Origin of the sequence: Janthinobacterium sp. RA13 (genome assembly GCF_000745325.1) — a bacterium.
Taxonomy (GTDB): domain Bacteria; phylum Pseudomonadota; class Gammaproteobacteria; order Burkholderiales; family Burkholderiaceae_D; genus Janthinobacterium; species Janthinobacterium rivuli.
Genome location: NZ_JQNP01000001.1, coordinates 1277639 through 1298729 on the forward strand (window position 1 = coordinate 1277639; position 21091 = coordinate 1298729).

Sequence of the window (21091 nt, forward strand, 5' to 3'; positions counted from 1 at the left end):
GCGCGCTAATCCGACCTACCCGGCTCTTGAGCCCTCGTAGAGGCGTAGGTCGGATTAGCGCGGCAAAGCCACGCGTAATCCGACAATATTGTTGGCGTCGGCTTAGCTATTAAACCCCTTGCCCTCGCCCGCCAGCTTCACCAGCAGCGGCGCCGGCGTCCACGCTTCGCCGTGGCGGCCTTTGGCGTAGCCGGCTATCGTGTCGAGCACGTTCGGCAAGCCGACCGTATCCGCATAGAACATCGGGCCGCCGCGGAACAGCGGGAAGCCGTAACCGGTCAAATACACCATGTCGATGTCCGAGGCCCGCAAGGCGATGCCCTCTTCCAGGATGCGCGCGCCTTCGTTGACGAGCGCATACACGAGGCGTTCGACGATTTCCTGGTCGCTGATCTTGCGCCGCGCCACACCGATGTCGGCGGAGTGCTGGATGATCATGGCGTTGACCTGTTCCGACGGATAGGCCTTGCGGTCGCCCGCCTTGTAGTCGTACCAGCCGGCGCCCGTCTTCTGTCCATAGCGATTCAATTCGCACAGCAGGTCGGCCGTCTTCGAATACGTCACTTCCGGTTTTTCCACGTAGCGGCGCTTGCGGATGGCCCAGCCGATGTCGTTGCCGGCAAGGTCGCCCATGCGGAACGGGCCCATGGCGAAGCCGAATTTCTCGGCCGCCTTGTCGACCTGTTCCGGCAGACAACCCTCTTCCAGCAGGAAACCGGCTTGGCGGCTGTATTGCTCGATCATGCGGTTGCCGATGAAGCCGTCACACACGCCCGAGACGACGCCTGTCTTCTTCAGCTTTTTCGACAGGGCCAGCGCGGTCGCCAGCACGTCCTTGCCCGTTTCCTTGCCGCGGACGATTTCCAGCAGTTTCATCACATTTGCCGGGCTGAAGAAATGCGTGCCGACCACGTCTTGCGGGCGTTGGGTGAACGCGGCGATCTTGTCCAGGTCCAACGTAGACGTGTTCGAGGCGAGGATGGCGCCCGGCTTCATGACGGCGTCGAGCTGCTTGAAGACGGTTTCCTTGACGCCCAGTTCCTCGAAGACGGCTTCGATGACGATGTCCGCCTGCGCAATGTCAGCATACGCCAAGGTGCCGCTGACCAGGGCGATGCGCTGCTCGGCCTTCTCTTGCGTCAGCTTGCCCTTTTTGACCGTGTTTTCATAATTCTTGCGTATCGTGGCCAGGCCCTTGTCCAGCGCTTCCTGTTTCGTTTCCAGCAAGATCACGGGGATGCCCGCGTTGGCGAAGTTCATGGCGATGCCGCCGCCCATGGTGCCGGCGCCGACGATGGCCGCGCTGGCGATCGTGCGCACGGGCGTGTCGGATGGCACGTCGGGCACCTTGCTGGCGACCCGTTCGGCAAAGAAGGCGTGGCGCAGGGCTTTCGATTCCGGCGACTGCACCAGCTGCATGAACAGGTCGCGCTCGTACTTCAAACCGTCGTCGAATTTCATCGTCACGGCGGCCGCCACGGCGTCGACGCATTTGAGCGGCGCAGGGAACGGGCCGGACATGGCTTTGACGGTATTGCGCGAAAACTGCAAAAACGCTTCGTGATTCGGGTAATCGACCTTGCGCTCGCGCACTTTCGGCAGCGGGCGCACATCGGCCACTTTCGTGGCGAAGGCCACGGCGGCGGCCAGCAAATCGGCGCCAGGCGCGATGACTTCGTCGAACAGGGCCGTGCCGGCCAGTTTTTCAGATGCGACGGGCGTGCCCGAAACGATCATGTTCAGGGCCATTTCCAGGCCCAGCACACGCGGCAGACGCTGCGTGCCGCCCGCGCCAGGCAAGATGCCGAGTTTGACTTCCGGCAAGGCCATCTGCGCGCCCGGCGCGGCCACGCGGTAGTTGCAGCCGAGCGCCAGCTCCAGGCCGCCACCCATGCAGACGCTGTGGATGGCCGCCACCACCGGTTTGGTCGATTGCTCGACAACGTTGATCAGGGTGTGCAGGGTCGGTTCCGTGAGCGCCTTGGGCGAATTGAATTCCTTGATGTCGGCGCCGCCCGAAAAGGCCTTGCCGGCGCCCGTGATGACGATGGCTTTGATGGCCTCGTCCGCCAGCGCCTGGCGGATGCCGGCCACGGCGGCCGTGCGCGTCGCCAGGCCCAGTCCATTGACGGGCGGGTTGGCCAGGGTAATGACGGCAACGGCGCCGTTCACTTGATATTCAGCACTCATGTCTCTTCCTTATTGATTTTTGCTCAGCGATGAGGTGGTTGCAAGGGATGAAGCTTCACTATACCGCATAAAAGAACGCTCGTATTATTTTTGTCGTGGCGCGTCCGGCGCCAGCATGGTACGCCATGGTACAACATCGTTTGCGGAAAGATTCTGCTGCAAGCGGCAAGCGTCTGTAGAAGCTATCACTTGGATATTCATTTAAATAATAAAAGCACAATAATAATAACGTCGTTTTATTATGTGAAAGAAGGGGCTTGTTATATGTGGACAGGAGCCAATTACGACAGTTTTGACATTATTTATTCCCGCCCCTTGTTTTTCGCCAGACGCTGGGGAATAATAAAATTATTGATTCAAATCAATACCCTACAATTCAATTACTATAGGCAATCCGTATGGCGAACATCGGCGGACGTTCATCGCGCACATTCTCACGGATTATCACCGGATGCCGGCTGATGCAATAACCGCAGCCTTAATCCTTGCCTTAAACCGATAGCAGAAAAAATAATAACAGCAGCCTTATCGCTCCCCCTTCCTCTTCTCACCCCGAAGGAAATACTATGGACGCAGCCAGCCATGTCAGCCACTCCCAGGATCTGGACTTACAAGCGATAAATACTGCATTGAACCGTGTCCAGGCCGTCATCGAATTCGAGCTCGACGGCACCATTCTGCATGCGAATGAGAATTTCCTGCGTGTCGTCGGCTATACCTTGGCCGAAGTGCAAGGCAAACACCATGCCATCTTCTGCGACCCCGAGTATGTCAAAACGGATGAATACAGCAACTTCTGGGCCAAGCTCGGACGCGGCGAATTCGACCAGGGCGAATACAAGCGCCGCGCCAGGGATGGGCGCGAAGTGTGGATCAACGCTTCCTACAACCCCATCCTCGACGCGGACGGCAAGCCGTATAAAGTCATCAAGTTCGCTACCGACATCACGGCCCTGAAAAAGCGCAATGTCGAGTACGAAGGCAAGGTCAGCGCCATCGGCAAGGCGCAGGCTGTGATCGAATTCGACATGCAGGGCAATGTGCTGGAAGCGAATGAGAATTTCCTCGCCGTCATGGATTACGACTTGAGCGATATCCAGGGCGAGCACCACCGCATGTTCTGCGAGCCCGAGTATGCGAGCAGCGCCGAGTACAAGAAATTCTGGCAAAAGCTCAACCGGGGCGAATTCGACGCGGGCCGCTACAAGCGCCTGGGCAACCATGGCAAGGTGGTGTGGATACAGGCCACCTACAACCCCATCCTGGACCTGAACGGCAAGCCGTATAAAGTGGTCAAGTTCGCCATCGATATCAGCGAACAGGTGAACCTGGAAAACAGCATCCAGTCCAAGGCCGCCAACGACAGCCGCAAGGTCAACGCCCTGCTCGAATCGGTGGCGCGCGCGGCGCAAGGCGACCTGACCTGCAATATCGTGCCCGAGGGCGACGAGCCAATCGACCTGCTGGCCGGCGGCATCAGCAAGATGATCGTCGACTTGCGCGGCGTGATCGGCAACGTGGTGTCGGCCGCCAACGGCTTTGCCGACGCCTCGCACGCCATCGCCGAGCGGGCCACGGGCGTGGCCGTGGGCACGCAGGCGCTGGGCGCCACGGTGGAAGAAATGAACGCCTCCATCGACGGCCTGACGTTTTCCATCAATTCCATCGCGGAAAACACCTCGAATGCCGATTTCCTGGCAAAAGCCACGCAGCAGGAAGCGGAAGCGGGCGCGCGCGCCGTCGCCAAGTCGATCGAGGCGATGGACTTGATCAACCGCTCGTCGGAAGACATCGGCGAAATCGTCAAGGTCATCAGCGAAATCGCCAACCAGACGAACATGCTGGCCTTCAATGCGGCCATCGAGGCGGCGCGCGCGGGCGAACACGGCCTGGGCTTTTCCGTCGTCGCCGACGAAGTGCGCAAGCTGGCCGAGCGTTCCTCGCAGGCGACCAAGGAAATTTCCAAGCTGATCAACGAATCCGTCAAGCGGGTTTCCACCGGCAGCGAGATTTCGCGCCAGGCCAGCGACGCCTTCGACAAGATCGTCTCGGGCGTGGCGAAAACCACCCTGGCCATTTCCGATATCTCGAAGGCGGCCAACGAGCAGCTGCTGACGGCGCGCGAAGTGTCGACGGCCATCCAGTACATCGCCGAGGAAACGGAAAAGTCGGCCGCCAACTGCGACAGCATCGCCCGCTCGACGGATGGCTTGAACGAGCGCGCTGGCAGCTTGAACCAGACTGTCTCCGGCTTCGTGGTATAGGCCATGAGCCACGCGGCCACCTTGACGCCCGAGGTGCTGACAACCCTGATCGCGCTGGTGCGCCAGCATACGGGCATCGCCATGACGGCGCGCAAGAGCGTCTTGCTGGAACGGCGTTTGCAGCCACGGCTGCAGGCGCTGTCCCTGCACAGCTACCAGGCTTACCTGGACCGCGTGGCCAGCGACCGCGACGAGGTGGACCATTTCATCGACCTGGTGACCACCAACGACACCCTGTTCTTCCGCACGCCGTCGATCTGGGATTACTTCCGCGACCGCTACCTGCCCGCCTGGGCCCGCGCGCATCCGGACGGCTGCCTGGCCATCTGGTCGGCGGCTGCCGCCAGCGGCGAGGAGCTGTATTCGATCGCCATGCTGTGCGAGCAATTCAAGCTGCAAGCGCCGTCTTTCCGCTACCAGATCCTGGCCAGCGACATTTCGCAGCAAATCCTCGGCGCGGCGCGGGCCGGCCAGTACAGCGGCCGCTCCGTCGAGCGCATCCGTCTGTCGCACCCGGACTTGCTGCGCAAATATTTCACACCCGCGCCGTATGGCGTCCAAGTCAATGAAGAACTGCGGCAACACGTCAGCTTTGCCCAGCATAATCTGCTGGAAGCGCTGCGCCCGGCACGGCAATTCGACCTGGTGTTCCTGCGCAATGTGCTGATTTATTTCGATGCCGAGCACCAGGAAACCGTGCTGCGCCAGGCTCGCCTGAGTCTGAAGGACGAAGGCCGGCTGATCCTGGGCGAGTCGGAAACCATCGCCCGGCTCGGCACCGGCTATCAATTCGAGTTTCCCATGATTTATAAGGCGGGTAGCGCATGAGCATCATCATCGACCCTGGCTTGCCGCTGCACCATGTTGGCATGGGTCAACTGAGCGTGGGCACGCATGGCGAGCAGCTGCAAGCCTTGCTGGGTTCCTGCATCGGCATCGGTTTCATCTGGAAGAATGGCCCATGCTGCGGCCTGGCCCACTGTTTGCTGCCGGAAGCGCCGGGCGCCGACAGCAGCCTGGGGGCACGCTATGTGAGCCAGGCCGTGCCCTCGCTGCTGCGCCTGATGGGCGTGCGCCAGGCCGACTACGCCGACATCGAAGTGGTGCTGGCGGGCGGCGCCAGCATGTTTGGCCCGCGCAACGGGAGATTGCAAGTGGGCCGGCAAAACGCGCAAGCGGCGCAAAAATACCTGGACCAGTGCGGCTTGGCGGTGAGTTTTTGCGCGCTGGGCGGCCGCCACGGGCGCCAGTTGCTGATCGATTGCGCCCATCACAGCTATGCCGTCACCGATGTGGTGGCGCCACCCGAATTAATTCCACGCAAGGAAGGCGCATATGGATATGCATGAAGCGACGGGCTTGCAAGCACAGGGCGCAAGCGACACGGCCACCGAACTGTTCGGCTCCTTCCACCTGGGCGACGATGAATTCGCCCTGCCCGCCAGCTGCATCCGCGAAGTGGTGAACTACCCGGCGAAAGTCACGGCCCTGCCCCTGTCCCCCGCGTATCTGGAAGGCATGTTCACCTTGCGCGGCAGCGTCATTCCGGTGGTCAACCTGGGCCGCTTGTTCCGCGCCGAGGCGCCGCGCGCCGTGGCCACGGACAAGATCGCCATCCTCGACTTCCAGCAAGTGCTGATCGGCATCGTCTTCCAGGATACGGGCGAAATCCTGCGCGTGCCCGCCAGCGCCCGCAGCGCCCTGCAATATGCGGCCGGCGACAGCCACGCCGTCATCGCCGGCACGATCCTGCTCGATGGCGGCGCGCGCCTGCTGCAGGTGCTCGACCCGCACGCCCTGCTGCGCATTGAAAACGTGCCCCATGTGCTGGCCCTGCAGGCGACCGGCGCCAGGCTGAGCACGGCCCGCTACCATGCGCAAAGCGAGCGCCGGCAATGCGTCAGCTTCCATGCGGCCGGCGCCACGTTTGCCTTTGAAATGCTGGCCATCCAGGAAATCATCCGGGTGCCGGAACTGCACAGCTCCCTGCTAAACAGCGAACTGTGCCTGGGGCGCATGCATTTTCGCGGCAGCCAGGTGGCCGTCGTCGACTTCGGCGCCCTGCTGCAGGCGCCCGCGTCCGGCACGGCTGCAACAGGCGACCAGCGCATCATCGTCGTGCGCCTCGACGACACGACCGTGGGCTTCCTCGTCGACTCCGTCGACAGCATCGTGCATTTCTTTGGCGACGAAGTGCTGCCGATTCCCCTGCTGAGCAAGGCGCGCGCCGCCATGTTCGCCGGCTGCATCACGAAAGAGGGGCTGGGCGACATCATTTTCCTCGACCACAAGGGCATCCTGTCGCAGGCGGAAATTGTCGAGATGCGCGACGGCCACGCGCGCCTGTACCCGGCCGTGACGGAAACGGCGGCCGCCACGCACAAGGCGCAGCGCCGCGTCTACATCACGTTTACGGTGGAAACCCGCTTCGCCGTGGAAATCGGGCAAGTGCGCGAAATCATCGATTTCAGCGGCGCCATCACGACGCCGCCGGGCATGCCGGCCTGCATGCGCGGCATGCTCAACTTGCGCCAGCAAATGATCAGCATCATCGACTTGCGCCAGCTGTACGCCATGCCGGCCTTGCCGGACGATAGCACCGGCAAGATTTTGATCGTGGAACGGGGAAACGAGCGCTACGGCTTTCTCGTCGACCACGTCGACAACATCATGACCATTTCCGACAGCCAGCGCTTTGCCGCGCCGCAAATCATCCGCACGGGTGAACACGACGACTTGCGCAGCGAAATGGATGAGATGATCGATATCGGCACGGAGGCGCAGCGCCAGACCCTATCCGTCTTCCAGTGCGATCATCTGCTGGAAAAACTGGGGGCGGCGCTGCCGCAGGCTGCCTAGGCTGCTTTACATCCCCGGCAACTGGTGCCCCTTGAACTGCTCGCGCAGCTTGTTCTTCTGGATCTTGCCCGTGGCGCCCATGGGCAAGGCGTCGATGAACAGCACGTCGTCCGGCGTCCACCACTTGGCGATCTTGCCCTCGAAAAACTGCAGCAAGGCGTCGCGCGTGACGGTCATGCCGGGACGCAGCACGACGACGAGCACGGGGCGCTCGTCCCATTTCGGGTGAAACACGCCGATGCAGGCCGCCTGCAGCACGGCCGGGTGCGCCATGGCCAGGTTTTCCAGGTCGATGGTGCCGATCCACTCGCCGCCCGACTTGATCACGTCCTTGCTGCGGTCCGTGATCTGCATATAGCCATCCGTGTCGATGGTGGCCACGTCGCCCGTGGGGAACCAGCCATCCTGCAACACGTCGCCGCCCTCGTTCTTGTAATACGAGGAAATGATCCACGGCCCTTTCACCAGCAAATGGCCATAACTGATGCCGTCCCACGGCAATTCCTTGCCGTCGTCGTCGACGATCTTCATGTCCACGCCGTAGATCGCATGGCCCTGCTTTTGCAGGATCTTGCGCTGCTCGTCCTTCGGCAAGTCCAGGTGCTTGGTCTGCAAGCCGCCGGCCGTGCCCAGCGGCGACATTTCCGTCATGCCCCAGGCGTGAATGACTTCCACGTCGAACTTGTCGATCAGGGTATCCATCATGGCCGGTGGACACGCCGCGCCGCCGATCACGGTGCGGCGGAAGGTGGAAAATTTCAAGTTATTCTGCAAGGCGTGATTCAGCAAACCCAGCCAGACTGTAGGCACACCGGCCGAGAACGTCACTTTTTCCGCCTCGAACAGTTCGTACAGCGACTTGCCGTCCAGCGCCGCGCCGGGAAACACCATGCGCGCACCGGACAGGGGCACGGAATACGGCAAGCCCCAGGCATTCACGTGGAACATGGGCACGACGGGCAGCACGGTGTCGGAAGCGCGCACGTTCAGGCCGCTGGGCATGGCCGACGCATACGCGTGCAGCACGGTCGAGCGGTGCGAATACAGGGCGCCCTTGGGATTGCCCGTCGTGCCCGACGTGTAGCACAGGGTGGCGGCCGCATTCTCGTCGAACAAGGGCCAGGCGTAATCGTCGGAATGCGTGGCGATCAAGTCTTCATAGCACAGCAGGTCGGGAATCGTGCTGCTGGCGGGCATGCGCTCGCGGTCGCACATCAGCACGAAATGACGGACGAAGGTGCAGTCGGCGGCGATCTTTTCCACCACGGGGAGGAAGGTCAAATCGAACAGCAAGACCTGGTCTTCCGCATGGTTCGAGATGTAGGCGATCTGGTCGGGAAACAAACGCGGATTGATCGTGTGCAGCACGGCCCCCGAGCCGGACACGGCATAGTACGCTTCCAGGTGGCGGTAACCATTCCAGGCCAGCGTGGCGACGCGGTCGCCCATGCCGACACCGAGGCCATGCAAGGCGTTCGCCAGACGCCGCGCGCGCTGGTGGCAATCGCGGTAGGTGTAGCGGTGCATATCGCCTTCCACCCGCCGCGAAATGATTTCGCTGCCCCCGTAATGACGCGCTGCAAACTCGATAATGCTGGAAATCAGCAGGGGCTGATTCATCATCTGGCCCATCACTGGACTCAAGGGGAATGCCGACATCGTCTCTCCTGGGTGGATACTTGCTTGTTGTTGGAATTTAAAGACTTTCCTTAGTTTCGTACGGTCGTGCGGAAATCGTCAACGCATTTCGATATTGCGATGCAACATGGAATTCTTGATTCCGTTTCTTGCTATGCAAACAGCTGCAAGAGTGCCCGCCACGCGCCTTGGCGCTGTGCGGTAAAATCGCATTCCAGGCTGGCGCACCTTGCCGGTCCATCTTACTGACTGGAATTGCCATCACCGCTCATACCTTACCACTGGATAACGCCTTTGCGGCCTTGCCGCCCGCGTTCTATACGCGCTTGATGCCCACGCCCCTGCCCGCCCCGTATTTCGTGGCCGCCAGCGCACCCGCCGCAGCCCTCATCGGCCTCGATGCGGCGCGTCTGGCCGAGCCGGACTTCGTGGCGCTGCTGAGCGGCAATGCCGTTGCCGAGCGCTCGCAACCGTTGTCAGCCGTGTATTCGGGCCACCAGTTCGGCGTCTGGGCCGGCCAGCTGGGCGATGGCCGCGCCATCCTGCTGGGCGATATCGCCACCGAACACGGCCCCATGGAACTGCAATTGAAAGGCGCCGGCGCCACGCCGTATTCGCGCATGGGCGACGGCCGCGCCGTGCTGCGCTCGTCCATCCGCGAATTCCTGTGCTCGGAAGCCATGGCGGCGCTGGGCATACCCACGTCGCGTGCGCTATCCATCATGGGTTCGCAGCAAGGCATCATGCGCGAAACCGTCGAGACGGCCGCCGTCGTGACGCGCATGGCGCCCAGTTTTGTTCGCTTCGGCTCGTTCGAACACTGGTTTTACCGCAAGCAGCCGGACGAGCTGAAAATCCTCGCCGATTACGTCATCGACAGTTTTTATCCCCACTTGCGCGCTGCATCAAATCCATATCAAGCCTTGCTGGCCGAAGTGTGCGTGCGCACGGCGCACATGATTGCGCACTGGCAAGCCGTGGGCTTCATGCATGGCGTCATGAATACGGACAATATGTCGATCTTGGGCCTGACCCTCGATTACGGCCCCTTCGGCTTCATGGAAGCCTTCGATGCCGAGCACATCTGCAACCACACGGACCAGCAGGGCCGCTATTCGTACGAGAACCAGCCGCAGGTGGGCCACTGGAACTGCTATGCGCTGGGCCAGGCGCTGCTGCCGCTGATCGGCGAAGTGGAATTGGCGCAGGCGGCGCTGGACAGCTACCAGCCCGCTTTTGCAGACAAGATGAATGCCTTGCTGCGCGCCAAGCTGGGCTTGCGCACGCAACACGACGACGATACGGCCCTGTTCGACAGCATGTTTGCGCTGATGCAAGCCAATCACGTGGATTTCACCAACTTCTTCCGCGCCCTGTCGACACTGCAAGTAGATACTCCCGAGCACGACACGGTGCTGCGCGACATGTTCATCGACCGCCCCGCCTTCGATACATGGGCGGCGCAATACCGCGCGCGTCTGCGGCAGGAGCACAGCGTCGATGCCGAACGGCAAGAGGCGATGAACCTGGTCAACCCGAAATACGTGCTGCGCAACTACCTGGCGCAAGTGGCCATCGAAAAAGCCCAGCAGCAGGACTACACGGAAGTGGCGAAACTGCTGGAAATATTGCAAAAGCCATTTGACGAACAGCCCGAACACCAGCACTATGCGGCCCTGCCGCCCGACTGGGCCAGCCACCTTGAAGTCAGTTGCTCATCCTGAGGAGTCATTATGACCACGAATAAAGTCAAAAAAACCGACGCCGAATGGCGCGCCATGCTCGACTCGATGCAATACGAAGTCACGCGCCACGCCGCTACGGAACGGGCCTTCACGGGCAAGTTCTGGGACCACCATGAACACGGCGTCTACACCTGCGTCTGCTGCAACACCCCCCTGTTCGCCTCGGACACGAAGTTCGACTCGGGCTGCGGCTGGCCCAGCTATTTCCAGGCGCTCGATCCTGCCAACGTGACGGAAATCACCGACCGCAGCCATGGCATGCTGCGCACGGAAATTATCTGCGCCGTCTGCGACGCCCACCTGGGCCACGTCTTCCCGGACGGCCCGCCGCCGACCGGCTTGCGCTATTGCATCAATTCGGCCTCCTTGCGCTTCGACCCGCAGCCGTGAGACACAGGAATGCTTGGGAGCGATTCGGTTGCTCCTAAGCCATTCCTAAGATGATTTTAATAAGACCAGTGTAAAGTCTCGCCATGAAATTTCTATTCGACCTATTCCCCCTGATCGCCTTCTTCGCCGCCTTCAAGCTGGGCGGCATGTATGAAGCGGCCACGCACGATTTCGTGCAGCAATATTTGTCCGGCTTCGTGTCCGGCGGCCTGATCAAGGCCGACCAGGCGCCGTGGATACTCGCCACCCTCGTCGGCATCGTCGCCACGGCTTGCCAGGTCAGTTATCTGCTGCTGCGCGGACGCAAGGTGGACGGCATGTTGTGGCTGTCGCTGTTCATCTTTGTCGTGTTCGGCGGCGCCAGCATTTACCTGCATGACGATTTCTTCCTGAAATGGAAGCCGACCCTGATTTACTGGCTGTCCGGCCTGGCCCTGCTGATCGCGCATGTTGGCTTCAAGAAAAACCTGATCCGCAAGACCATGGAAGCGCAAGTGCAATTGCCTGATGCCGTATGGAAGCAGTTGCTGGCCGCCTGGATCATTTTCTTCGGCCTTCTGGGCGCACTGAACCTGTTCGTCGCCTTCGTGCTGTACCAGGGCGACATGGCCGCCTGGGTCAGCTTCAAGGCGTTTGGCGCGACAGGCATTTTCTTTGCCTTCATCGTGGCGCAAACCCTGTTCCTGGCCAAACATATCAAGGAAGACGCATGATGACGAACGACACGACAACGCGCATGGAGCGCATTCGTACCCGCCTGGAAACGGCACTTTCTCCTCTGGAATGCGTGCTGGAAGACGACTCGGCGCGCCACCGGGGCCATGCTGGCGCCGCCTCGGGCGGAGGCCATTACAATCTACGCATTATTTCTAGTCAATTTGAGGGGCTCAGGCTCGTCATGCGCCATCGACTGGTGTATGATTCCGTGCACGATATGATGCATAATGAGATACATGCATTGGCGATTGTGGCCCTGGCGCCGTCCGAAGTAGTGTAAGGATGGCGTTTTGGCGTACCCGAGCCATGTTATCAATTTCTTTCCATGCGTTTTTTACGAAACTTTCCCTAACAGGATTTAATAATGACTTTTAAGCCAGCCCGCTTGCTGATCGCACTACTCGCCGTTGTCGCGGTACCTGTTTTTGCGCAAAATGTTGCCGTTGTTAATGGCAAGCCTATCCCATCGTCGCGCGTTGATGCAGTCGTCAAGCAAGTCGTCGCCCAAGGCCAGCAACCGGATTCGCCGCAACTGCGCGAAATGATCAAGAAGGACTTGATCGGCCGTGAAGTGCTGATGCAAGAAGCGGAAAACAAAGGTTTCGGTAAAGATGCAGCCGTCAAGCAGCAAATCGAGAACGCACGCCAGGCCATCGTCATCAACGCCCTGGTCGGCGACTACCTGAAAAAGAACCCGGTCAACGACGCTGAAATCAAGGCGGAATACGACAAGTTCGTGGCCCAGACCGGCGACAAGGAATACCACGTGCGCCACATCCTGGTCGGCACCGAAGCGGAAGCGAAAGACATCATCGCCAAGCTGAAAGGCGGCGCCAAGTTCGAAGACCTGGCCAAGCAATCGAAAGATGCCGGTTCGGCCGACAACGGCGGCGACCTGGACTGGGCAGCCCCATCGTCCTTCCCGAAAGTCTTCTCCGACGCCTTCGTGAAACTGCAAAAAGGCCAGGTCACCGACACCCCGGTGCAAACGCCTAACGGTTTCCACGTAATCAAGCTGGAAGACACCCGCGCGGCAAAACTGCCGACCCTGGAAGAAGTCAAGCCACAGATCGCCGAAGCGCTGCAGCAAAAGAAACTGCAAGCGTATCAGGAAGAAATGATCAAAAAAGCGAAAGTTCAGTAAGAACTGACCTCCCCGGCGCCCTTTTCGGCGCCGGTCGTGTATTCTGCGCCTGAATGCGCACTGCACGGCAGTCGCGCGTATCGATTTTTAGTATATTTATTAGGAATGAACATGATTTTGAAGCCAGCCCGCCTGATCTTAGCCCTGGTCGCCGTTGTAGCGATCCCTGCGTTCGCGCAAAACGTGGCCACCGTGAATGGCAAGGCCATCCCGTCGTCGCGCGTCGACCAGGTCGTCAAGCAAGTCGTCGCCCAAGGCAAACAAGCGGATTCGCCGCAATTGCGCGAAGCCATCAAGAAAGACCTGATCGGCCGCGAAGTGCTGATCCAGGAAGCCGACAAGCAAGGCTACGGCACGCGTCCGGAAGTCAAGTCGCAGATCGACAATGCCCGTCAAAGCATCATCATCAACGCCCTGCTGGCCGACTACGTCAAGAAAAACCCCGTCAAGGACGCTGAAATCAAGGCCGAGTACGACAAGTTCAAGGCACAGGCCGGCGACAAGGAATACCATGCACGCCACATCCTGGTGGCCACCGAAGCGGAAGCGAAAGACATCATCGCCAAGCTGAAAGGCGGCGCCAAGTTCGAAGAACTGGCGAAAGTATCGAAAGACGGTTCCGCAGCCAATGGCGGCGACCTGGACTGGGCTAGCCCAGCTTCGTACGTGAAGCCATTCTCCGACGCCATGGTTGCTTTGAAACCAGGCCAGGTCACGCAAACGCCGGTGCAATCGCAATTCGGTTTCCACGTGATCAAGCTGGAAGAAACCCGCCCGACGAAACTGCCGGCGCTGGAAGAAGTCAAGGGCCAAGTGGCCGAGTCGCTGCAACAGAAGAAACTCGCCGCCTACCGCGATGAACTGATGAAAAAAGCCAAAATCCAATAAGAATACCCGATCAAACCTACTGCGCGTCGTGACTTGCGGCCTGCGATGCTCACCGTACTAGAGTACGGTTGCGCTTCTCGGCCACAATTCACTTCCGCTCGCTACGGTTTTATCGGGCATTCTGCCCGGATATAAAGCGCTCCCTGGGGGCGCTTTTTTTACGCCTGAAGAAAGCGAGCTGGGATGGATCTACATGAAGCATTAAAAATCGCGCTGGAAGCGGCGGCCGAACCGGGCCGCGCGGCGCCCATGCAAGCCTATATGCGCGACCAGTTCATATTCCTTGGCGTGGCCGCGCCGCAGCGGCGGATGGCCGCCAGGGGCTTGCTGGCGGGCTTGAAGGGCATTGATGCCGGGACCTTGCTGGAACACGCGCAACGGCTGTGGCAGCAGCCGCAGCGCGAATACCAGCACGTGGCGCTCGACATGCTGGCCCTGCACTGGCGCCAGCTGGACGTTGAACACATCCCCGCCCTGCTTGGCCTGGCGCGCCAGCGGGCTTGGTGGGACAGCGTGGACGGCATGGCCGGCATCGTCGGCGAGGTGCTGCAGGCGGCGCACCAGCGCGGCGGCGACGGCCATGCGCACATGGATGACGCGCTGCGCCACCAAGACTTCTGGCTGCGCCGCATCGCCATGCTGCACCAGCTGGGCTGGCGCGCCGACACGGATGTGGCCTGGCTATTCGACGCGGCATTGGCCCTGGCCCACGAAGACGAGTTTTTCATCCGCAAGGCCATCGGCTGGGCCTTGCGCGATTATGCGCGCCACGCGCCTGAGGCCGTGACGACGTTTGCCAACACGCACCGCCAGCAACTGTCGCCGCTCAGCTACCGCGAAGCGCTGAAGCACCAGCCACCTTGAACGCCGATCCGCCCAGCAGACGCAGCGCGGCGTCGATGCGGGGGCCGGCATCCCAGGCCGGCACGGGCGCCAGCAAACCCAGCGCCATCTGCCGCAGGGGCTCGGCAATCACCATCGCCAGCAGCAAACCGGCCAGCTCCGACGCATCGCCGAGCATCACGTGGCCCCGCGTGGCCTGGCGCTGCAGCCACTCGGCCAGCATGGCCGTGCCCCGCTCGATGCCGTTGCGCTGATACACGGCAAGTAAATCGGCGCGCGCGGGAAACTCCGTGCACAGCAGGCGGAACAGGCCCACGGCGTCCGCCGTCAGCACGCGCGCCGCCATCGTCTGCAAGACCTCCTTCAATAACGGCAAGACCTCAGCGGGCGCGGTCGCATCGTGCGCCATGGCCGGCAAGAAGGCGTCCGTCCAGCCGCGCACCACCAGAGCGACCAGTTCCTCGCGGTTGGCCGCGTACTGATACAGCGACTTCTTGGCCATGCCCGCGTGGCGCGCCACCGCTTCCATCGTCGTGGCCGCATAGCCTTCCTGCAGCAGCAGCCAGGTGGCCGCCTGCACGGCCGCCTCGCGCGCTTCCCCGGGCGGCCGCGCCGGACGGCCCCGTCCGCGCACAGCCTTGCTCTCTTCTTCCTGCATGCCATCTCCCAGCTTGATCGATAAGCAATTTTACACTGAAACATATTTTGGAAACGTATTGCGTTTCTTTAATATATAATTGGCTCACCCCAACAAAGGAGAAGGACATGACGCAGCATATTGAATTCCCATGGAGCATCACCAACACAGGCGACTTGCTCGACCCGTTTCCCCTGCACCTGGAAACGGGCATCACGCGCCTGCCCGACGGTTGCCTGCTGGTGGCGGCGCGCACGGAACTGCACGGCTGCAGCGGGCGCATGCTGGACTGGTGGTTTACGTTTTTCGAGACGACGCAGCACATCAAATGGTGGCACCCGCACGATCACGTGGCCCATCACGGCTGGAACAGCGCGTGGAAAAAGGGAGCAAATTACTACGGCGCCTCGATCGAGGCGGTGGAATCGCTGGGCGACATTCCGCCCGTGAAAGCCAAGCTGAAGTTCCATGACCCGAAGGAAGTATTTGATCCGGCGCAACTGCAACAGGCCCAGGACAGCGGCGCCCTGTCGGCCGCCATTTGCGCGCGCATCGGCTTTGGCGAACATGTACAGCTGGACCCGCAGGGCGATCCGCTCGATGGCGAAATGCTGCACCTGACGCGCGACACGCCCACGGGCTGCGTGCTGCGCAGCCGCTTCTTGCTGGGCCGCAATAGCCTGAATCCCGTGCGCGACGTGCCCGACGTGCTGGGCCTGAATTTGCTGCGCCATTGCTACAGCGAATTTACCTATCTGTCGCGCTTCCTGCCGTCGCTGTACTACGGCGAGCACGCCAACGGGGAAAAGGCGCCGCTGCCCTGGTAAAACATGGTTTTACAACTGCTTGTGCATGCGCGCCAGCGGCAGTTTGATGTCATCGGGCAAGTCCAGGTGAAACTCTTCCGTCACGGCAAAGCCGCTGGCCAGGTACAGTGGCACGCCTGGCAAGGTGGCGGCCAGTTCCAGGGCGGTAAAACCGGCGGCCAGGGCCTGCCGTTCGCAATGGCGCATCAGCATGCTGCCCAGTCCCTGGCGCGCGGCCGCAGGCTCCACAAAGAAGGCGCGGATGCGGCCCGGCTGGCTGGCCGGATCGAGCAGCGGGTCCGGCCCGCTCTTGGCGCGGTCGGCCCCATACAGGGTGGCGCGCTGGCTCCAGCCGCCGCAGGCCAGCATGGCGCCATCGCGTTCGATGATGAAATACGTCCGGTCGGCAACGAGCTGCGTATCGACGCCGAACACGTGGCGCGTGACGGACTCGGCCTGTTCCTGCGTATAAAATCCCGCGCTCAGTTCCACGCCGGAACGCGCGATCAGCGCATTCATGGCGGGTACGTCGGCCGGCAGCGCCACGCGCAAGCCGCTCAAAGCGCCAAAGCTGAACCAGGCACGGCGGATGCGGCCCTGCTCCACTTCATACGTCGCCACCAGTTCCTGCGCCGACACGCCATCGTCCGTGTCGCCGTGGACGATTTCATGGTCGATCACCAGCTTGCCGCAGGCTATGCGGTTGAGCAACTGCGCCCGCGGCCGGCTGGCGGCGAAACGTGCCGTGAAACGGGGGCCAATCTGCGCGCTGCCTTGCGCCAGCAAGGTATCGGGATGCTGGAATTGCTGTGCGTCATCGGCGTAGATGGCCAGCAAGGCCGGCACGTCGTGTGCGTTGTAGGCGTCCAGTTGGGCCTGGACCACCGCCGTTGGCGAAATAAGTGTATCGTTGGCAAGCGCCATGCGTGCACCTGTTGTGATGTGGTTGGAAAGTTGCAAAGCGTAACACTGTCGCTCCTGTCGCGGCGCAGTTTGCTGCGATAATTGTAAGATTCGTTATAAGATTCACCGCAAGAGACATCTTGCGGCGTCACCAATCAATCGCAAATCGCAGCAGGAGTAGATATCATGAAATGGGAAGGCAATCGCGAAAGCGACAATGTGGAAGATCGCCGTGGCGAAGACGGTGGTGGGAGCGGCGGTGGCGGTGGCTTTGGTTTTGGCGGGCGCTCGATCGGCATCGGCACCATCGTCATCGCCCTCGTCGGCTCGTATGTGCTGGGCGTCAATCCCCTGACCTTGCTGAACCTGCTCAGCGGCGGTGGCGGCCAGATCAGCACCCAGCAAAGCCAGGCGCCGGCGCGCCAGCCGCCCGAATCGGACGACATGGCCCGCTTCGTGAAAACCGTGCTGGCCGATACGGAAGACACGTGGGGCGCCCTGTTCAAGGCCGAGGGCGGCAGCTATGTGAAACCCAAGCTGGTATTGTTCTCGGGCAGCATTCCGACCGCCTGCGGCACGGGCCAGAGCGCCAGCGGGCCGTTCTACTGCCCCGGCGACCAGAAAGTCTATCTGGACCTCGATTTCTTCAACTTGATGCAGCAGCGCTTCAAGGTGTCGGGCGAGTTTGCCGAAGCCTACGTGATCGCGCATGAAGTGGGCCACCACGTGCAAAACCTGATGGGCTTGTCCGAAAAGGTCGACAATGCGCGCCGCACGCAGTCGGAGCGCCAGGCTAACGCCATGTCCGTACGCCTGGAATTGCAGGCCGACTGCTTTGCCGGCGTGTGGGCCTTCCACGCGAACCAGGATCGCAAGATCCTGGAACAGGGCGACGTGGAAGCGGCCCTGAAAGCGGCCACGGCCATCGGCGACGATGCGCTGCAGCGCCAGGCGCAAGGCCACGTCGTGCCCGACTCGTTTACGCACGGCACCTCGGAACAGCGCGTGCGCTGGTTTACCAAGGGCATCGAAAGCGGTCAGATTGCCCAGTGCAATACGTTCGAGGCGCGCCAGTTGTAAATGAATCCACGCATGCCGCCCCGCGCGGGCCGGCATGCGCATCCATCAGGGCACGCTGACGTCGTAGCGCTTGCCTAATCGTTTCAGCTCGCCCGTCTCGATCAGGCTGTTCAGTTCCTGGTCGAACTGCAGGCGCAGCTTGTCGAAAGTGGGCGAACGGGGGAAGGCGAAATAGCCGTTTTGTACGTCGATGACTTTGGGCAGGGGTTTCACCTGGCGGCCGTAGCCCAGACGGGCGATGACGGGATCGGTATTGCGGCGGTTGCTGACAAACACGTCGACGTGGTTGTGCACCAGCATCTTCAAGCCATTTTCCACGTTGTTGGCCACGCTGACCTGCAAGCCGGGCCGCACGCGCTCCCAGTCCGCGCCATAGGCCCAGCCATTGAGCAGCACCACCCGGCGGTTCTTCAGCACCGCGTAGTCGCCATCCCAGCCGAAGCTGGCATCCTGGCGCGTATAAAACACCATCTGGTCCTGGTAAAACGGCTTGTCGGAAAACGCCATGCTGGCGATGCGCTCGGGCGTCTTGTAAGGGCCGATCAGGATATCGGCCTGGCCCTGCACCAGCATGGCTTGCGCGCGCGCCCACGGCACCATGCGAAAACGCACGGTGTGCCCCGTGCGCGCCGCCATCAGGCGCAGCAGTTCCGCGCCCAGGCCGCCATATTCACCGCTGTTTTGATACTCGAACACGCGCTCGAACTGCGCGCCCACGGCCAGCAGTTCCCGGGCTGGCGCCTGCGATGGCACAAGCAGCACGGGCCACAGCAGCGCCAGGGCCAGCAGGCGCCGCCCTGCTTTTTTCATCAGCCGACGATGCGCAAGGAGTAATCGGTGGCCCGCACATCCTTGGTCAGGCTGCCGATCGAGATGCGGTCCACGCCTGTTTCGGCGATGGCGCGCACGGTGTCGACGTTGATGCCGCCGGACGCTTCCAGCAAGGCGCGGCCAGCCGTCAATGCCACGGCGTCGCGCATCATGTCGTTGCTGAAGTTATCGAGCAGCACGGAGACGGCGCCCGCATCCAGCGCTTCCTGCAATTGCGCCAGGGTTTCCACCTCGATTTGCACGGGCACGCCCGCGTCGAGGTTGCGCGCGTTTTCCAGGGCCTGGCTGACGCCGCCGGCGGCCGCGATATGGTTTTCCTTGATCAAAATGCCGTCGTACAGGGCCAGGCGCTGGTTCTTGCCGCCACCGACGCGTACCGCGTACTTTTGCGCCAGGCGCAGGCCAGGCAAGGTCTTGCGCGTATCTAAAATGGACGCCTTGGTGCCGGCGACCACATCGACATACTGGCGCGTGGCCGTGGCGACCGCCGACAGCAATTGCAGGAAATTGAGGGCGCTGCGCTCGGCCGTGAGCAAGGCGCGCGCCGGCGCTTGAATCGTGCAGACGACGCTGTCGGCCGTCATCAGGTCGCCTTCGGCGTAATGCCAAACGATGTCGATGCTGCGGTCCAGGCTTTTCATGATGCCTTCGAACCACGGCGCGCCGCACAGCACGGCCGCTTCGCGCACGATGACACGTGCCGTGACGATATGGTCGGGCGGCACCAGCTCGCCCGTCAGGTCGCACTGACCCACGTCTTCCAGCAAGGCAGCCAGCAAATTGCCTTCGAACGCGCGCGCCAGGGCCGCATCAAAAGGAGCGAAAGAATTAACGAGGGTACTCATGCTGGACCGATTCCTTGGAACAATGTGGTTTCTTTTGCCAGGTCAGCACCCGGCTTGAGGCCTGCCTTCTTGGCGGCGGCGAAATCGAGCATACGGTTGATCGAGCGCACGGCCAGCTGGCCGACGGCAGGATCGACGTGGATTTCGTTATGCATGTTTTCCAGCGTCTGCGCCAGGTTCAGCAAGCCGTTCATGGCCATCCACGGGCAGTGCGCGCAGCTCTTGCAGGTGGCGCTGTTGCCGGCCGTGGGCGCTTCGATGAAACGTTTTCCTGGCGCGGCCGCGCGCATTTTGTGCAGGATGCCGTTGTCGGTGGCGACAATAAAAGTGTCCGTGTCCATGGTTTGCGCTGCCGCAATCATTTGCGACGTGGAACCGACCATATCGGCCAGCGCCACCACGTTCGCGGGCGACTCCGGGTGCACGAGCACCTTGGCTTGCGGATACTCTTCCTTGAGCAAATCGAGTTCGATGCCCTTGAATTCGTCATGCACGAGGCAGCTACCCTGCCACAGCAGCATGTCGGCGCCCGTCTGCTTTTGAATATACCCGCCCAGGTGCTTGTCGGGCGCCCACAGGATTTTCTTGCCCTGCGCATGCAGGTGAGCCACGATATCGAGGCCGATGGACGAGGTCACCATCCAGTCCGCGCGCGCCTTGACGGCCGCGCTGGTGTTGGCGTAGACGACAACCGTGCGGTCCGGATGGGCGTCGCAGAAGGCCGTGAATTCATCGGCCGGGCAACCGAGGTCGAGCGAACAGGTCGCGTCGAGATCGGGCATCAGCACGGTTTTCTCGGGACTGAGGATCTTTGCCGTTTCGCCCATGAAACGCACGCCGGCCACGACGAGGGTCTTGGCCGGATGGTCGCGCCCGAAGCGGGCCATTTCCAGGGAATCGGAGACGCAGCCGCCTGTGGCTTCGGCCAGGTCTTGCAGATCAGCATCAACGTAGTAGTGGGCAACGAGCACGGCTTCGCGCTCGATCAGCAGGCGCTTGATGCGCGTGATCAGTTCGGCTTTTTCAGCCGGGGAAGGCGTCGCTGGCGTGCGTGCCCAGGCGTGGGCAGTGCAGCTGGCTCCGTCTTGTGGATGTTCGTACTCGACGGATTTGATGGCTAAAGTTTGCATGGCTGTGTCAAACAAAAACGGGATAGACCGGCACGATTGCAATAAAGCAGGTGCGCCGGAACGAAAGGACCGCGGCGCGTCGGTGTGGTGCTGGGTGGCTTCGCTGGCCGGAATTGTCGGATTACGCGACCAATCCGGGCAACTCACCCTGACGTAGGTCGGATTAGCGCACAGCGCGTAA

The 21091-nt window shown here is 61.5% G+C and carries 20 protein-coding genes; 13 read left to right on the forward strand and 7 right to left on the reverse strand.

The window, feature by feature from the left end:
• Positions 1 to 102: 102 nt before the first annotated feature.
• Positions 103 to 2190 carry a 3-hydroxyacyl-CoA dehydrogenase NAD-binding domain-containing protein gene (locus FG13_RS05425; RefSeq protein ID WP_035819109.1) on the reverse strand — a complete coding sequence of 696 codons (2088 nt, stop codon included), beginning with the start codon at positions 2188 to 2190 and terminating at the stop codon, positions 103 to 105.
• Positions 2191 to 2756: 566 nt separating this feature from the next.
• Here FG13_RS05425 and FG13_RS05430 point away from each other — a divergent pair.
• From FG13_RS05430 to FG13_RS05445, 4 genes are read left to right on the forward strand one after another with little or no spacing between them, the layout of a single operon-like run.
• Positions 2757 to 4454, forward strand: a complete 1698-nt coding sequence (locus tag FG13_RS05430) for a methyl-accepting chemotaxis protein (protein ID WP_035819112.1) — start codon at positions 2757 to 2759, stop codon at positions 4452 to 4454.
• A 3-nt stretch (positions 4455 to 4457) separates the two neighbouring features.
• Positions 4458 to 5282 carry a CheR family methyltransferase gene (locus tag FG13_RS05435; RefSeq protein WP_035819115.1) on the forward strand — a complete coding sequence of 275 codons (825 nt, stop codon included), beginning with the start codon at positions 4458 to 4460 and terminating at the stop codon, positions 5280 to 5282.
• A complete protein-coding gene (locus tag FG13_RS05440) occupies positions 5279 to 5803 on the forward strand; it encodes a chemotaxis protein CheD (protein WP_051958582.1) in 525 nt (174 codons plus the stop codon). The genes FG13_RS05435 and FG13_RS05440 overlap by 4 nt, the downstream gene beginning before the upstream one ends.
• Positions 5790 to 7313 carry a chemotaxis protein CheW gene (locus FG13_RS05445; protein ID WP_235211672.1) on the forward strand — a complete coding sequence of 508 codons (1524 nt, stop codon included), beginning with the start codon at positions 5790 to 5792 and terminating at the stop codon, positions 7311 to 7313. The genes FG13_RS05440 and FG13_RS05445 overlap by 14 nt, the downstream gene beginning before the upstream one ends.
• 6 nt (positions 7314 to 7319) lie before the next feature.
• Here FG13_RS05445 and FG13_RS05450 read toward each other — a convergent pair whose 3' ends face one another.
• On the reverse strand, positions 7320 to 8972 hold the full coding sequence (locus FG13_RS05450) for a 3-(methylthio)propionyl-CoA ligase (protein ID WP_035819118.1): 1653 nt from the start codon (positions 8970 to 8972) through the stop codon (positions 7320 to 7322).
• Positions 8973 to 9196: 224 nt separating this feature from the next.
• On the opposite strand from FG13_RS05450, the gene FG13_RS05455 reads away from it, so the two are divergent.
• The 7 genes from FG13_RS05455 to FG13_RS05485 all read left to right on the forward strand — a co-directional run bounded on the left by FG13_RS05455 (position 9197) and on the right by FG13_RS05485 (position 14699).
• Positions 9197 to 10675, forward strand: a complete 1479-nt coding sequence (locus FG13_RS05455) for a protein adenylyltransferase SelO (RefSeq protein WP_081922781.1) — start codon at positions 9197 to 9199, stop codon at positions 10673 to 10675.
• A gap of 9 nt (positions 10676 to 10684) precedes the next feature.
• A complete protein-coding gene (msrB, locus tag FG13_RS05460) occupies positions 10685 to 11086 on the forward strand; it encodes a peptide-methionine (R)-S-oxide reductase MsrB (protein WP_035819122.1) in 402 nt (133 codons plus the stop codon).
• An 83-nt stretch (positions 11087 to 11169) separates the two neighbouring features.
• The gene (locus FG13_RS05465) at positions 11170 to 11799 is read left to right on the forward strand and encodes a septation protein A (protein ID WP_035819124.1); all 630 of its coding nucleotides are present in this window, start codon (positions 11170 to 11172) and stop codon (positions 11797 to 11799) included.
• Positions 11796 to 12083: a BolA family protein gene (locus FG13_RS05470; protein ID WP_035819127.1), complete on the forward strand. Its 288-nt coding sequence runs from the start codon at positions 11796 to 11798 to the stop codon at positions 12081 to 12083. The genes FG13_RS05465 and FG13_RS05470 overlap by 4 nt, the downstream gene beginning before the upstream one ends.
• An 84-nt stretch (positions 12084 to 12167) precedes the next feature.
• Positions 12168 to 12947 carry a peptidylprolyl isomerase gene (locus FG13_RS05475; RefSeq protein WP_035819129.1) on the forward strand — a complete coding sequence of 260 codons (780 nt, stop codon included), beginning with the start codon at positions 12168 to 12170 and terminating at the stop codon, positions 12945 to 12947.
• 111 nt (positions 12948 to 13058) lie between these two features.
• Positions 13059 to 13835, forward strand: coding sequence for a peptidylprolyl isomerase (locus FG13_RS05480; RefSeq protein WP_034756072.1), 777 nt, complete (start codon positions 13059 to 13061; stop codon positions 13833 to 13835).
• 183 nt (positions 13836 to 14018) lie between these two features.
• Complete coding sequence (locus FG13_RS05485; protein WP_035819132.1) at positions 14019 to 14699, forward strand: DNA alkylation repair protein; 681 nt, start codon at positions 14019 to 14021, stop codon at positions 14697 to 14699.
• On the opposite strand, the gene FG13_RS05490 is transcribed toward FG13_RS05485, so the two are convergent.
• On the reverse strand, positions 14662 to 15336 hold the full coding sequence (locus tag FG13_RS05490; protein ID WP_035819135.1) for a TetR/AcrR family transcriptional regulator: 675 nt from the start codon (positions 15334 to 15336) through the stop codon (positions 14662 to 14664). The genes FG13_RS05485 and FG13_RS05490 overlap by 38 nt on opposite strands.
• A gap of 107 nt (positions 15337 to 15443) precedes the next feature.
• On the opposite strand from FG13_RS05490, the gene FG13_RS05495 reads away from it, so the two are divergent.
• Positions 15444 to 16142: a DAPG hydrolase family protein gene (locus FG13_RS05495; protein ID WP_035819138.1), complete on the forward strand. Its 699-nt coding sequence runs from the start codon at positions 15444 to 15446 to the stop codon at positions 16140 to 16142.
• A gap of 9 nt (positions 16143 to 16151) precedes the next feature.
• On the opposite strand, the gene FG13_RS30825 is transcribed toward FG13_RS05495, so the two are convergent.
• Positions 16152 to 17045 carry a GNAT family N-acetyltransferase gene (locus tag FG13_RS30825; RefSeq protein ID WP_081922450.1) on the reverse strand — a complete coding sequence of 298 codons (894 nt, stop codon included), beginning with the start codon at positions 17043 to 17045 and terminating at the stop codon, positions 16152 to 16154.
• Positions 17046 to 17210: 165 nt separating this feature from the next.
• Between FG13_RS30825 and ypfJ the strand changes: the two genes are divergently transcribed.
• Positions 17211 to 18104, forward strand: coding sequence for a KPN_02809 family neutral zinc metallopeptidase (ypfJ, locus tag FG13_RS05505; protein ID WP_035819141.1), 894 nt, complete (start codon positions 17211 to 17213; stop codon positions 18102 to 18104).
• 45 nt (positions 18105 to 18149) lie between these two features.
• On the opposite strand, the gene FG13_RS05510 is transcribed toward ypfJ, so the two are convergent.
• The 3 genes from FG13_RS05510 to nadA are packed head-to-tail and all read right to left on the reverse strand — an operon-like array spanning position 18150 to position 20910.
• The gene (locus FG13_RS05510) at positions 18150 to 18914 is read right to left on the reverse strand and encodes a substrate-binding periplasmic protein (protein WP_035819144.1); all 765 of its coding nucleotides are present in this window, start codon (positions 18912 to 18914) and stop codon (positions 18150 to 18152) included.
• A complete protein-coding gene (gene nadC / locus FG13_RS05515) occupies positions 18914 to 19780 on the reverse strand; it encodes a carboxylating nicotinate-nucleotide diphosphorylase (RefSeq protein ID WP_035819147.1) in 867 nt (288 codons plus the stop codon). Before nadC ends, FG13_RS05510 begins: the two co-directional genes overlap by 1 nt.
• Positions 19777 to 20910, reverse strand: a complete 1134-nt coding sequence (gene nadA, locus FG13_RS05520; RefSeq protein ID WP_035819150.1) for a quinolinate synthase NadA — start codon at positions 20908 to 20910, stop codon at positions 19777 to 19779. The genes nadC and nadA overlap by 4 nt, the downstream gene beginning before the upstream one ends.
• Positions 20911 to 21091 lie beyond the last annotated feature (181 nt).

Coding starts and splice junctions, on each gene's coding strand:
- FG13_RS05425 (WP_035819109.1), bottom strand. CDS start 2,190: ATGAGTGCTGAATATCAAGTGAACGGCGCCGTTGCCGTCATTACCCTG.
- FG13_RS05430 (WP_035819112.1), top strand. CDS start 2,757: ATGGACGCAGCCAGCCATGTCAGCCACTCCCAGGATCTGGACTTACAA.
- FG13_RS05435 (WP_035819115.1), top strand. CDS start 4,458: ATGAGCCACGCGGCCACCTTGACGCCCGAGGTGCTGACAACCCTGATC.
- FG13_RS05440 (WP_051958582.1), top strand. CDS start 5,279: ATGAGCATCATCATCGACCCTGGCTTGCCGCTGCACCATGTTGGCATG.
- FG13_RS05445 (WP_235211672.1), top strand. CDS start 5,790: ATGGATATGCATGAAGCGACGGGCTTGCAAGCACAGGGCGCAAGCGAC.
- FG13_RS05450 (WP_035819118.1), bottom strand. CDS start 8,972: ATGTCGGCATTCCCCTTGAGTCCAGTGATGGGCCAGATGATGAATCAG.
- msrB (WP_035819122.1), top strand. CDS start 10,685: ATGACCACGAATAAAGTCAAAAAAACCGACGCCGAATGGCGCGCCATG.
- FG13_RS05465 (WP_035819124.1), top strand. CDS start 11,170: ATGAAATTTCTATTCGACCTATTCCCCCTGATCGCCTTCTTCGCCGCC.
- FG13_RS05470 (WP_035819127.1), top strand. CDS start 11,796: ATGATGACGAACGACACGACAACGCGCATGGAGCGCATTCGTACCCGC.
- FG13_RS05475 (WP_035819129.1), top strand. CDS start 12,168: ATGACTTTTAAGCCAGCCCGCTTGCTGATCGCACTACTCGCCGTTGTC.
- FG13_RS05480 (WP_034756072.1), top strand. CDS start 13,059: ATGATTTTGAAGCCAGCCCGCCTGATCTTAGCCCTGGTCGCCGTTGTA.
- FG13_RS05485 (WP_035819132.1), top strand. CDS start 14,019: ATGGATCTACATGAAGCATTAAAAATCGCGCTGGAAGCGGCGGCCGAA.
- FG13_RS05490 (WP_035819135.1), bottom strand. CDS start 15,336: ATGCAGGAAGAAGAGAGCAAGGCTGTGCGCGGACGGGGCCGTCCGGCG.
- FG13_RS05495 (WP_035819138.1), top strand. CDS start 15,444: ATGACGCAGCATATTGAATTCCCATGGAGCATCACCAACACAGGCGAC.
- FG13_RS30825 (WP_081922450.1), bottom strand. CDS start 17,045: ATGGCGCTTGCCAACGATACACTTATTTCGCCAACGGCGGTGGTCCAG.
- ypfJ (WP_035819141.1), top strand. CDS start 17,211: ATGAAATGGGAAGGCAATCGCGAAAGCGACAATGTGGAAGATCGCCGT.
- FG13_RS05510 (WP_035819144.1), bottom strand. CDS start 18,914: ATGAAAAAAGCAGGGCGGCGCCTGCTGGCCCTGGCGCTGCTGTGGCCC.
- nadC (WP_035819147.1), bottom strand. CDS start 19,780: ATGAGTACCCTCGTTAATTCTTTCGCTCCTTTTGATGCGGCCCTGGCG.
- nadA (WP_035819150.1), bottom strand. CDS start 20,910: ATGCAAACTTTAGCCATCAAATCCGTCGAGTACGAACATCCACAAGAC.